The organism is Daejeonella sp. (assembly GCF_046590655.1).
Taxonomy (GTDB): domain Bacteria; phylum Bacteroidota; class Bacteroidia; order Sphingobacteriales; family Sphingobacteriaceae; genus Daejeonella.
Window position 1 is genome coordinate 1 of sequence record NZ_JBKJUM010000157.1, and the last position, 13,823, is coordinate 13,823.

Sequence of the window (13,823 nt, forward strand, 5' to 3'; positions counted from 1 at the left end):
TCAATAAAACCGACAAAACTATTACCTCCCCTGTATCCAAACGCTGTATAGTACCATTTGAAATATTTCTCTCTTCTTTCTGTTGTCCAGCCATTTTTTGCTTCACTTAATGCCGTTACATAATAAATTTGCTGAGCAGGTGGTGTTTTGGCTAACATTTTTGCAATGTCAAGTCCGTATTGAGGATTACGCAGGATTAAGTCCGAAGACTGCATGAAAGATTTTTGATCATCCACGTCCTGAACGGTTCCGTCAAGTAAAGCCAGTGTTTTTTGAACTACTAATGGGTCATCCAGAGCAACCAAAACTTTGCTGAATGAACGATTCAATTCATTGCTTTTGGCAGGATAGAATTGATTTAGGTAAGCGCTTAATTTAACTTTTTCAGCATCATAGGGTTTACTCATTCTGGAAATTATCAATTCATAAGCTCTTAAAACATCTATTTGCTGAGCTTCAGGTAATATACTGTAGTTTATATTCATTAATGCATTGATCATCCTGACTTGTAAACCTCTATTTCCAGTTCTGGCCATAGCAATCATGGCTTGAGTAAGTATCTGAGGATCTTTTTCTTTGAATGCTCTTTCCTGCCATTGGCTAAGAGGCTGATGCTCCATTACCATACGGGCAGCATAACGAATAAAACGATCTTCATTTCCCATGTTTCGCCACGCCAGGCCAATTGCTTTTGCATTTGGGGCACCATGAAATGATTCCAATCGCTGTCTTAATTTACGTGCCTCCAGTATCTCACGTGAAGTATTCGTTACTAATGGAGTATTTGATAAAGTGTTTTCGCCATAATAAACACGGTAAAGGTCTGAATCGAGTCTACGTCCTCCTGTTAAAAAATACATAGCCCCATCTGGCCCAACAATACCATCAGTTAAGGGCAATGGCGCACCGGAAATAAATTCTTCCGCAGTTGCTTTGTACGAAGACCCGCTTGGAATTAATTGAACGGCATAGATGATCCCAAAACTCCAGTCGAAGGCAAATAATCCTCTGCGATATTTTTCCGGGAATCGAGCATTATTTCCGCTGAAAAGGCTTGTAGGTGAGCCCTGTCCGATGTTTAATACTGGCGGCAAGTTATCCGGATATGCCGGCGACCATTTACTGTTACCTGTGCGCCATCCAAATTCGCTGCCGCTGGTTGAATGGCTTATTCGTGTAGGGCGGTACCATGGCATTCCAAAATCCCATTCCATGTCTGCATCATAAACAAACATATCTCCAAGTTCATTAAATGCAAGGTCAAATGCGTTTCTGTATCCCGCACTGATCAATTCCCAGCTTGTTCCCTCCGGATTTATTTTGACAACAAAACCACCCGGAGCATAACGATCATTAGCATGCCCGTTAGGATCTTTTATTAAAGGGAATAAGTTGTCTTCTTTCCAGGTTTCAGGCAAACGATAGGCATCCATTTTGGGAACATCCACATGATTGCCAGCTATGAGGTAAATTGACTTTTGATCAGGCGAAATGACCATACTATGTGGTCCATGTTCTCCTCCCGGAGTAACCAGGTCTTTAAGCAAGGTTATCTCATCGTACTGATCATCATTGTCGGTATCTTTAAGTCGGTAAAGACCACTACTCTTAGCCATTGAGGTATCACCTTTATGATTAACCATCACGTAAAGGCTATTGAAAGCGTACAATAAACCCTGAGCATAGCCCATTTTTATCTTCTCTTTGGAGGTATCACCCTCTATCTTTATCTCAAGCTTTTCGACAATAGTCTTCGATTTAACAGAATCCGTTCCAATTGGGGGGATAGTTAATCGATATAGATATCCATATTGATCACAAGTAATCATTCTACCTTTATCATCAAATGTCATCGCTACCCACGATCCGTTCTTATTCTCAGAAGGGCTGTATAGATGTTCTGCCTTGAAGTCGGGCAACAGCTTAAGCTTTTCCACTTTTGGATCTAATTCCCGGGCTCTGTTTCTACTAGTTTCCTTAACGTTGCCGATAAAAGAAACTCCAATAATAAGAATAACAGAAAGTGCTACTAATAATTTTACAGATGTATTCCGATTTATGCTCATATAAATATTTAATTAAAAGATTCTATTTTAAAAATGAATGTGATTTTTTTGACACCTACCCTGACAAGGCTTTAAACATTTTATTAATATACATATATTTCAAAAAGTAAATTATGGCGCCTCACTAAAAAATACACATAAGCCATCCTTACCTGCAACGATGATATCCTTCATCCCAGTTTTATGCAGGTCAGCAATAGAGAGGAAAATGCCTGCGCCCTTCCCAACTCCAAAAGGACCATAACTTATAACATTTTTAGTAAATGATTCACCATTCCATTTGAAATAATAAAGTCCGGGTGGATCATTATCTCCCGGATCTCTTCCATTATGAGCGCGGTAACGCTTCCCGGTAATTAATTCCATCTGACCATCATTATCTATATCAGCCCATTCCATCGTGTGGTACTGGGACTGGAAGGGGTCAATGGCATGTTTGACAAATCTTATCACATTTCCATCCCTCTTTTGTTCATGCCAATCCAGACCGTACGAATGACCCTGGCCCACAATTAGATCATTGAGTCCATCCTGATTAACATCAGCTACAACAACAGGAACACTTGCATCTCCTATATTAAAATCAGGATGAAATTTCCAAGCTTTATGTTCCCGATCATCCGGAGCTTCCAGCCAGCCGTCTGATATTACAAAATCTCCTCTACCATCTCCATTGAGATCTCCAAATCCCAACCCATGACCGTGTTTTTCGGCCACCTTTGTTTTGGAGAATTGCCCCTGAGCCCTATTATTCTTATCACGTATTAATGTATAATAAGCCAGCGGCAAACCTGGAGTATTAGGCACAATTTCGTCAAATCCGTTTCCGTCAATGTCCCAAGATCGTGTAGTCTCTATATTGCCCGTAACTGCAATTTCATGTGTTTGCCATTCTTTATCATTGCCTGGATTCTCCCGCCATAAAAGCGTCTTATTAAACCAACCACCTGTTATAAAATCTGTCTTTCCATCTCCGTTCACATCAAGTGGTATTGTTGAAAAATCGTCAAAATATTCATTAACTCTTTTTACCTGGCCTATTAAGTGGCGCTTCAGAAATGATGGCCCTTCATACCAATAACTTCCGGAGACAATATCTAAAAGATCATCCCCATTTACATCAAAAACTCCGGCAGATTCTGCACTTTCAGCAGCAATCATCTGCTTTCTGAATTTTAAATGAAATTTAGATTGAAACGACACTGCGGGAAAAATGAATAATCCGGCAAAAAATAAAAGAATCGTCGTAGATTTTCTATACATCAAAATAATATTTCCCATTATATCACTACAAATGCTCTTACTATGTTTGCAAACTTTATTACTACGGACTTATACATAAGTGCATGAGCCATCGAATTTACTTTGCAGAATCTAAAAACAAGCCGGCTTACTCAAAGAAGCGGCTTGTTTTAAAAGAAATATTAAAAATGAGGATTTAAAGCAGCCTCGTCCGCAGGAAGTGGGTAAAGCAACTCTAACTGTGTAAAGGCATTTCCCGGGGGAACTGCGCCTTTAGGATAATAATAATCAAGGGGATTTGCCTTAATTCTGTTTCCATAAGCTGTTATAACAGCCGTGGCCGTTCCTGATCGTACTAAATCGAACCAGCGTTTATTTTCAAAAGCCAGCTCTACTCTTCTTTCTCTAAAAAGAGCAGTTCGCATTTCCGCTTGTGAAGCGGCCATATAATTTGCTAAACCCGCACGAGATCGAACTTGATTCATGTAAGTTGCGGCTTCCATACTTTTATTTTGTTCGTTTAACGATTCTGCCAACAACAATAAAACTTCCGAGTAACGATAAATAGGCCAATTTGTACCATGATTCCCGTTTAAAGCGTGAACCTTTGCGTATTTTTTGATATAAGGGTATACTTTATTTTCCCTTAAGCTCCCGCTTAATGTAATGTATGCAATGGAGGCGTTAAGTCTTTTATCTCCGGTTTCGTAAACAGCAATGATATCAGGGGTTGGAATGTTATTTCCTTCTCCTGTTAGAGGCTGAGGATTGGAGGTTCCAGTAATTGTTTTTAGCTCATCCGGACTCATTGGGCGAGGCATAAAGTTATATAAAAAACTTCCGGCATAACCGGCTGAACCTTCTTGAAACTGAACTTCAAAAACCGACTCCCTATTATTTTTATTAGCAGTTGAAGTAGAAAAAGCATCTGCATAATCGGGCATCAAACCATATCCATCGTTAGTAACTACTTCTCTCAAGAGTTTCTCAGCGTCAGCCCATTTCTTTTGCACAATATACACATTGGCCAACAATGTTTTTGCTGCACCAGAAGTGGCGCGGCCCGGTTCTTGTTTAGCTTTATTAAACAACAATTTGGTAGCCTGATCAGCATCTTTTATAATTTGGGCATAGATTTGATCAACGGATGCCAATGGCAAAGCAGCTTCCGAACGATTGGTGACGGGAGTTAAGTGCAAAGGAACTTTTCCGAAATATCTTACCAATTCAAAATAGGCATAGGCTCTAAGAAAATAAGCTTGCCCTTTTAAGTTATTTTTTGATTCGGCATTAAAATCAACGCCATCAATAAGCGCCAAAACCTGATTGGTGCGGGCTATGATTTGGTAGTCTAAGCGATACTGAACCAGAACATGCACATTGGTGGTAATTCCCTGTGCTGTAGGAATAGCGAAGTCGGCAATATTTTCCTGCTGCTCCGTAGCGCCAAACAGGATGTTACGCGCATAATAGGTATTATCGGAGTGCATTTCCCCTAAAAGCCATGCCCTGTCATTAACAATGTTTCTCAGCGGCACATAAGCCGCATTAACGGCCTGTTGGAAATCGGATTCGGTTTTGAAGAATGTTTCGGAGCTCAAAGCCGTCTCAGGGTATATTTCTAGAAATTTATCTTTACAACTTGCCAATGCAAAGCATAAAAAACAAGTGATTACAATGATTCTTTTCATGTTATTAAAATATAGATATTAAAAACAAATTAGTTAATTAGGTATTTTTAAAAATTCAGGTTAGCACCAAGGCTGAAGGTACGAGGCACCGGATAATTGGAAAGATCTATTCCCTGGCTTAAATTCCCTCCATCCCCTTGACCGTTTCCCTGGGCACTGGTTTCAGGATTTGGTCCACCCCAATACTTTGTAAATACGAAAGCCTGTTGTACAGAAGTATAAACCCGGGCTGATTTAAAAAGCTTAGTTTTAATACCAACATCATAACCGAGTGTAATATTCTTAATGGTAAAAAATGAGGCATCCGCTATGAAGCGACTATTCATCCAGTCTCTTTCAATGCCCGTAACGTTACCTCCACCTACCGTGGTGCCATACATCCCTTTACCTGGATTAGCTTCTGACCTAAAACGGTATTGAGCTTCTCTAACCATATTAAAAACCCCATCCAGATTTGCCGTACTATATAAGTGACGAACAAGTAGTTGATTGCCAAATGAACCAGAACCTATTATGTTAAAATCAAATTTTCCAAATTGCAAGTTTGTTGACATTCCATAGGTGAACTTTGGAAAAGGACTCCCCATGATTACTCTATCATCTTTGTCCCCCCCATTCGTTATTATGCCATCTCCGTTTTGATCTGTCAATTTTATACTACCAACTGTTGACCTACCAGGTACTTGCGGGGAATTTTTTAGGTCTTCAGCATTTTTGTACATCCCCTGGGAGATGTGGCCATAGAATTGTCCAAAAGGTTTTCCCACTTGAGTGATATGGAAATTACCATATACCCTGTCAATTCCATCAGCCAGAGCCATTACCTTGTTCCGGTTAAATGAAATATTTGCATTGTTTGTCCATTTAAGTTTACCGATAGTATTTTGATTAGTAAGTGCAAATTCATGCCCCCAAAACTTAATTTCTCCAATGTTATCGTTGAAATTGCCAAATCCGGATTCTTGCGCGATCTGTACACTATAAAGTAAATTACTGGTATTTTTTACATAATAATCATAGGTGAATTGTAATCTATCGTTGAACAGACTCAAATCTAAACCCAAATCCATTTGCTTGGTAGTTTCCCATCCTAAATTAGGGTTGGCTAAAGATGTTATCACTGCACCCGCAGCCACATTGTTGCCGAAAACTGCATTAACTGTGTTATTTATAAGTGCGTAATGGGTATAATTACCAATGTTATTGTTTCCGATTATTCCATAACTAGCTCTTAATTTCGCAAATGATATGCTTGGCAAATCTTTAAGAAAACTCTCATCTGAAACTATCCATCCAAGACCGATGGAAGGGAAAGTACCCCATCGATTAGCTGATCCAAAACGGGAAGAACCATCACTACGAACGGCAGCATTAAACAGGTATTTGCCTTTGTAATTATAGTTAAGTCTTGATATAAAAGAGGTCAGACCCCACTCTGCAACCCCACTGAAAGTACCGCCACGGTTTATGTTAATCGCCCCCTGGATTGTTGGAAGCCTGTCGTCCGAATAGGTATCAGCGCTAATTTGTGTTGTTTCCTGACGAAATCTCTGGTTGGTAAAACCTCCTAATAGCTCAAAATTATGATCACTGAAACTCTTAGTATAGGTTGCTGTGTTTTCGTTCAGCCATGAAAAATTTTGACCATTCAATCGTTGTGATGATGCAGTAGTAGGAATCGGTGTATTGATACTGCTGGTTGCTGTAGAAGGATTGAAAAAGAAAAATTTACTGCTCAATAATTCCGCATTGAATGTGGATTTGAGCACTAGTCCTTTTAAGGGCTGATAATCAATAAAAGCATTCGAAAGCAGGTTAGTTGTTTTTGTTTCATTAATCAACTCTTCTGCTGACCTTACCCAGTTTGCGTAAGCAAAGATGTTACCCGTACTTGAGGGAAATCTATTAAATAAAGTCAGGTCGCCTTTGTCATCCCGAATGGGCATAATGGGCCATGTATGTAATGCATTGAAAAGAATTCCGGTTCCTCTATCTCCATCCGATCTGGGGGTATTGTCAAACACATAAGAAGGAGCGATATTGAATCCTAAATTCACCTTATCAGAAATAGCATAGGCGGAGTTTAAACGGAGCGAATATCTTTTATACTCGTTATTCAAAACAACACCTTTCTGATTAATAACACCTGCAATTACCGATGTATTAACTTTTTCTTTGTTAGAAGTAATGGTCAAATTATAGCTCTGTAGGGGTGCTTGTCTTAACAAAGCATCATACCAGTCGTTATTTTTACCTTCATATTGAGAAGGGTTTTGAAAAATATCAGGTACAGGTTGCTTCGCATCTTCATATGATTCCTTTTTGAATTGTGCAAATTCCACGGCATTCATCATTTCAATTCTTCCTTGTACAGGTACCCGTTGGATCCCGGTAAATGTGTTGAAATTGATATTGGTTTGACCGGCACTTCCTTTTTTAGTCGTTATAAGCACTACCCCATTGGCAGCCCTGGAACCGTATAAGGAAGTCGAAGCTGCATCCTTTAAAATAGATATGTCCTCTATTTCATCGGGATTCATGGCGCTGATATTGCCGGTAATGGGGAATCCATCAACAACATATAAAGGATCGCTACCGGCCGAAACAGACAATTGGCCCCGGATCCGGATTGACATGCCCTGACCAGGCTTGCCTGTTGTTTGATTGATCTGAACACCCGCCAAAGCACCTTGCAACTTTTGTGCTATTGTGGTAACAGGCAGATCTTGTAAATCTTTATACTTAACTGTTTGAACGGCACCCGTTATCTCCCGTTTTAACTGGCTACCATAACCTACAACCACAACTTCATTTAATGAAGTGTTGGACCCTGATAATTGAATATTAATAGTTCCTCTATTGTTAACAGGGACTTCTAACGTTTCATAACCAATATAACTAATAACCAAAATCCCATTTTCGGGCGAATCCAAAGAATAGTTACCATTGGCATCTGTAGAAACACCAATATTAGTTCCTTTCACTTTCACAGAAACGCCGATTAGCACTTCGCCGGATTTTTGGTCCGTGATGTTTCCTTTTACCGGTATATCAACATTACTTACTATTTTACCAGGAACGATATAGTTTGATGTAATGGCCCGAAGAGCACTCGGATCTTTCAGGGCAGCTGTTACACGTAGAAAACCGGGACTTATTATCAAAAGCAAGGATAACAAGCTCATGCTAGTCATCCTCCATTTTCTTATTAAAGGCCTGTTTTTGGATGAGGTAAGTGTCTTTTTCATTTATTTAAGTTTAGTGGTTTAGATTTTGATTTAAAATGTTGATCCCAAATTCCGATATCTCCGGTATTCAATTGGGCTTATTTCATCTTATTGCTTTTTATTATTTAAATATGAACCTTAAACTCAAAAGCTTATTTAATTTTTAAATCAGGATCACAATTTATAGATGAATATTAACTTTTCTGTCCTGACCTGACCTGCTTATTAAAATAATTTTAAATAAAAAATTATTTTAATAAGTATCTGATTTGCAAATATTTATAATTAAATATATGATACTTTGCACTTGAATTAAGGAATATCAGAAAGAGATAAAAAAATGCTTATTCAAAAAGAATAGAAAAATACGGATGACTTTCAACCTGAAGGTAAATTCGGAGTGGACCTTCATAACATTTCGATTCCATTAACCGATTTCTGAAAGCACCAATTGATCCCAAGATAACTCTTGTATCACTGAGGATTGGACATGTTAATTAAAACTTCTTGCCCACTAATTAATGATTCAATTTTTATCGCTGAGATGGAAAAAACTTGCTTAGGATACATTATCCCCTCGCAGTTCTCTCTGAATAAATGATAGGACCATCTATGAACAAGAGCATTTTTTAGAGAATCTCATTATGCAAATATCTTTTTGCCTTAGACTCGTGTTAGTTTGTATGGATAAACTTTTCCCGATGCCCATTGTGCCACATACATATTTTCATCGCGGTCTACACATACATCATGGGGATGAACAAATATTTTGTCGGTCTGTCGCATAGGCTGCAAAATACCATTCACGTACAGGGGCTCGTTACCACCGATATTACTGACCACTTTATTGTGCTTATCCAGAATAGTGACGAAACCAGTACCTGAGGCACTCGAATTTGGCGAGCGGAATATAGCGGCATATAAATAATCACCGTGAATAACCGGACGGCAAACGCAGGCACCGGGAAGTTTAATTACTTCCAGCAATTCTCCCTTTTTATTAAATCTTTTGAAACAATTCCTTGTCCGATCGGTGATTAGCAACGTACGTTTATTATTACGTGTATCAAAGCAAATACCGTGTGCGTTATCCAAATGCGCATCACCTTCGCCACGCCCACCAAAATATTTAATTAGTTTGCCTTGTTTATCATAATGCAATATGTACTGTGCACCGTAGCCATCGGCAATAAAAATATCTCCATTTTTATCGACAACCGTTTCTGTAGGTACAAATTCTTCCGGTTTAGAATAGATACCAGCATCCATAGGTGCATTAATGGTAAGAAGCACTTTACCATCCATAGTCGTTTTATAGACCTGATGTTTTGAGGTATCGGTGATATATAGAAATTCTGTCCCATTTTCGTTATGCACGGATAGACCATGACCTCCGGGGAACAAATGACCCCAGTTATCTAGCACTTTTCCATCTTTGTTGAAGATTAGGATATTATTTTTTGTTTCATTAGTTAACAAGATAATTCTGCCTTTGCTGTCCTGAACCATCTCATGGCAGTCTTTTACAGGGAGTTGAGCTGAGTTTGCTTTAGACCAGGAAGTATCCAGTGTATAAGTCATGTTATTATGACCATATACTTTATTCTGAGGTTTAGCAAATAAATCATGCATAATCAACAAGCTGCTGGTTGTTATCGCTGTTTGCTTGATAAAGTTTCTTCTTTTCATTCGTATTTATTTAATTGGTTAGCTCTTTTTTAGGTGAATAACTCAAGCTCTGCTTTACCCAAGCCATCTGGTGTAGTATAGAATGGTCTTTTTTCTACAACATAATTAGCGTCTTCCTGAATGCCCAGTGCATGATAAATGGTTTGGTGTATTTGATCAATTACGATAGGTTTTTCAATGGTTTTGCAGGGGCGTTCATCTGCTGTTTTACCATATACCTCGCCTTTTTTAATTCCTCCGCCAAACATTAACATAGAACACCCGTCGGTGAAGTGGCGATGCATCCCATAATTTTTGATATCATCAATAATATCTGGTTGATTAACCTGCTCCTGCACTTTAAGATCTGGGCGTCCCTCCACCATCATATCCCTGCTGAATTCACTGGCTAATATAATCATGGTACGATCCAAGTGTCCGCTACGTTCCAGATCTTTGATCAACTGGGAAACAGGGCCATCAATCTGCTTCTTCATATCAATTAAACGGGTATAGCCATTATCATGTGTATCCCAGCTTTTAAAGGGTTCATATTCTGTGGTAACGCTAATAAAACGCGCTCCCTGTTCCGTTAACCGGCGTGCCATCAGGCAACCTAAACCAAACTTTCCAGTATTATAGATATCATAGCTCTGCTTAGGTTCTTTAGTCAGATCAAATGCCGCAGCCTCTGGTGATTTTAGCAGGATATAGGCCTGTTCCAAAGATCTTCTCAAAGATTCCTTCTGATAATCGCTGCCGAATTCGCCTGTTGAACTTTTACTTATCAGATCATTATACAATTGATTTCTTTTTTCAAACCGCATTGCAGACATGCCAACAGGTGGCTTTACACTTTCCAGACCAGCAGATGGATCCGGTATTAGGAATGGCCCGTATTCGCTTCCTAAAAACCCGGCAGTATGGAAGGCTTTCAATTCTTCTCCTTCTCCTAAAGTAAATCTTTGTCCGATATCAATGAAAGCAGGTATAACGGGGTTCATTGGACCCAGCTCCTTTGCTATCCAGGAACCTATATGGGGAGCAGAAACAGATTGCGGAGGTTTATAACAAGTATGCCAGTGATATTGATGGCGAGAGTGTAATATATGTCCCATATCACCAGCCACATAAGACCTGATAACAGTTCCTCTATCCATTACTTTCCCGATTGAACCCAAACCTTCCGAAAAGGAAACACCATCGAGTATGGTTGGCACAGATTTAAAGGTGCTCAACACATCATTTGCCTTCATTCCTTTGCTGAAAGGGGTGTATCTTTTTGGATCAAATGTGTCTGTATGAGCCATTCCTCCTGCCATCCAAAGTAAAATAACCGTATCGGCGCTGGAATTTGATTTTCTGCCGTTGCATGAAGTTAAAAAACTTGTCATGGGAACCCCTGCTGCAAGAGCTGCAATAGTGGCGGCACTGGTACTTTTTAAAAATTCCCTTCTATTCCACGGAGTATTCATGAGTAATAATTAAATTAAGCTTTAATAAATGATTTGAAATTCTGGAAGAAGCATAATGGTCCAGATTAGATCTTCAATGGAATCTGTTTCAGGTTTGTCGCCCAATAATTTTTTGGCAATTTTAAATTCTTTTGGTTGCGCTTCACGCCCTAAGGCCCTTTTATAAATTTCTTTAATAATCTTATCACTGTGCTTATACCTTTGCTTCCAAACTTCTGCTCCTTTTCTGATCATTGAATTAAACCTCTCACCGTTAGTTAATTCCAGAGCTTGCAACAGATTCGCCTGAGACTCCCGGCTGGTGGAAACTGTCTCCCTGTTCGGCCGACCTAAAGCAGTGAGAAAAGTATTATTGATTACCAGTGAAGCACGAGCGAAAAGAGGACTTGGTCGAACGTATCCGGATTGCATAAATGGCCTATATTTTACAAGCGAATCGTGAAAAAGTGGACCAATAACTGTCCCTGCGGCATCCGCAAACTGTTCTGCAGTCATTCTTTTCCTAAGCATTCCGGTGAACTTGTAGTCCTGTGACACAATTTTAGTAGCGTCCTTAAACCCAGCAGAGGGCAATTGGTATGTCTTGGAAGTTGTGATGAGATAAATCAGCTCTTTCATATCAGATTTGTTCTGCTCGAAATTGAAAGCCATCCAGTCCAGCAAATCCCGACTCCAGGGTTCGTTATCCATCACGTCAACAGGCTCAATAAGACCTCTTCCCATAAGCTGCGCCCATATTCTGTTTACTAAAGTACGATACAAGCGTCCGTTCTCCGGTTTAATCATGTTTTCTGCCAACTGTGCTCTTTTTCGGGATACAGTAGCTTTATTATCAATAACACCCAGTTCTCTCCACAGCATTCTGGCATCGGTGAATTTACCGGTAGGCTTATCGCATCGATTTATTTCAAGCGTACTATCGGCAAAAATGTTGGCAAAGGCATATGCATCCTCTAGTTTCCAATCGCTGATAAAGCTATTATGACAGGAGGCGCATTTTAAATTTAGTCCTAAAAAAACCTGCGATACATTCTGTGCAGCCTGCATTTCAGTTCTCTGACTTGCATTTACAACCCCCCGCCATTTGATACCTTCAACAAAGCCCTTTGATTCCTCATCGGGACTAACCAATTCTTTAACAAACTGCTTATATGGCTTATTTGATTTGATTGATTTATACAGCCAGTCGGTAATATTATAGCGACCCTTAGTGATGTAGCCAGTTCCTGTATAATCGTTTCTTAAGGCATCATTCCAGAAAGTAAGCCAGTGCATAGCATAATCATCTTCGCGGTTTAGCAGTTGTTTTATCCATAATGACCTTTTATCCGGTCTGCTATCTTTGGTAAATGCTTCAATCTCCTGCGGACTCGGTAGCAATCCGATTATGTCAAGAAATATTCTTCTTAAATAAGTTCTGTCATCAATAAGATTAGGCCAGGAAGTTTTATTTTTTATAAAATACTGGTTTGTCCACCGGTCGATCGGATTGGTTATATGACCGGAAACGGGTGGTAGTGGGGGGTTTCTGGGAGAAAGTGCAGCCACTTTGAAAACATTTTCTTTATCAGGCCCATCGGGCCATGGAGCCCCTTTCTGAATCCAGAAGTTTATTATGGCGATATCATTTTCCGATAGTTTTTTTCCTTTGGAAGGCATATGATCTTTATGATTGGAAGGCAGCGTAATACGGCGAAATATTTCACTTTCACGCGCATTTCCAGGGATAACGACCGGCCCATTTTCGCCACCTTTGAAAACCATATTCTTCCGGTCAAGCCGTAATTCGCCTTTAACTTTTTCATCCCCATGACATTTATAGCAATTATGTGCAAATATTGCTTTCACCTGCACATTGAGCTCGATCTCCTGTTTTATAGTTAATTTGCTGGAATCATTTTTAAACGAGGTCAATTCGAAATTGTCAGATTCGGCTGCTGTATAATCAGCGCTCCAGGGAAGCGTACTTGACAGGTAATCATTCCCGTGTGCCAGGGATGCTCCAAAATGTCCTGCCAGCGATACTCCAAGAGCACTTAAAAATAATATACTACGATATGGTGTTACCAGATTGAGTTGGTTTTTTTTCAATATCCTGTTTAACAGTAACCAGGAAACAGCCCCCAGGAAAGCTGTACCGATGCCTATCCATTGGTGTAAGCTCAAATCTTCTCCATAGTCTCCACTTAGAGAGAGTAAGAATCCAAATACAGCTGAAAAAATCGCGGAGATCACGCCGGCTGCTATAAGGAGGTTAATCCCGGGACGTAGTGCTGAGCCGAATTTTTTCAGGGTGAAAAGTTCCAGTATGGCGGCAAACACAAGAAAAGCTACAGGAAAATGAACAGCTAAAGGATGAAGCCTCCCTAAAAATCTCCAGAGCCAGAAATTTACAAAAGCTGAAGAAGCGAGTGAAGAAGATTCAGAAAATCCACTATACATCAGCTGCAGCAA

The 13,823-nt window shown here is 39.6% G+C and carries 7 protein-coding genes; all 7 read right to left on the reverse strand.

The annotated features are described in order from the left end of the window. Positions 1–2,066: PQQ-dependent sugar dehydrogenase (locus ACLL8Z_RS14460; protein ID WP_411275502.1), on the reverse strand; the 2,066-nt coding region annotated here is incomplete at its 3' end. 111 nt (positions 2,067–2,177) lie between these two features. Further along, positions 2,178–3,329 carry an FG-GAP repeat domain-containing protein gene (locus tag ACLL8Z_RS14465; RefSeq protein WP_411275503.1) on the reverse strand — a complete coding sequence of 384 codons (1,152 nt, stop codon included), beginning with the start codon at positions 3,327–3,329 and terminating at the stop codon, positions 2,178–2,180. 161 nt (positions 3,330–3,490) lie between these two features. Continuing rightward, positions 3,491–4,999, reverse strand: coding sequence for a RagB/SusD family nutrient uptake outer membrane protein (locus ACLL8Z_RS14470; RefSeq protein WP_411275504.1), 1,509 nt, complete (start codon positions 4,997–4,999; stop codon positions 3,491–3,493). A gap of 47 nt (positions 5,000–5,046) precedes the next feature. Beyond that, positions 5,047–8,247 carry a SusC/RagA family TonB-linked outer membrane protein gene (locus ACLL8Z_RS14475; RefSeq protein WP_411275505.1) on the reverse strand — a complete coding sequence of 1,067 codons (3,201 nt, stop codon included), beginning with the start codon at positions 8,245–8,247 and terminating at the stop codon, positions 5,047–5,049. 642 nt (positions 8,248–8,889) lie between these two features. Beyond that, entirely contained in the window at positions 8,890–9,915 is a 1,026-nt protein-coding gene (locus ACLL8Z_RS14480; protein ID WP_411275506.1) for a hypothetical protein, read from the reverse strand. A 29-nt stretch (positions 9,916–9,944) separates the two neighbouring features. Further along, positions 9,945–11,369, reverse strand: a complete 1,425-nt coding sequence (locus ACLL8Z_RS14485) for a DUF1501 domain-containing protein (protein ID WP_411275507.1) — start codon at positions 11,367–11,369, stop codon at positions 9,945–9,947. A gap of 21 nt (positions 11,370–11,390) precedes the next feature. Continuing rightward, the coding region (locus ACLL8Z_RS14490; protein WP_411275508.1) for a DUF1549 domain-containing protein at positions 11,391–13,823 on the reverse strand (2,433 nt) is incomplete at its 5' end.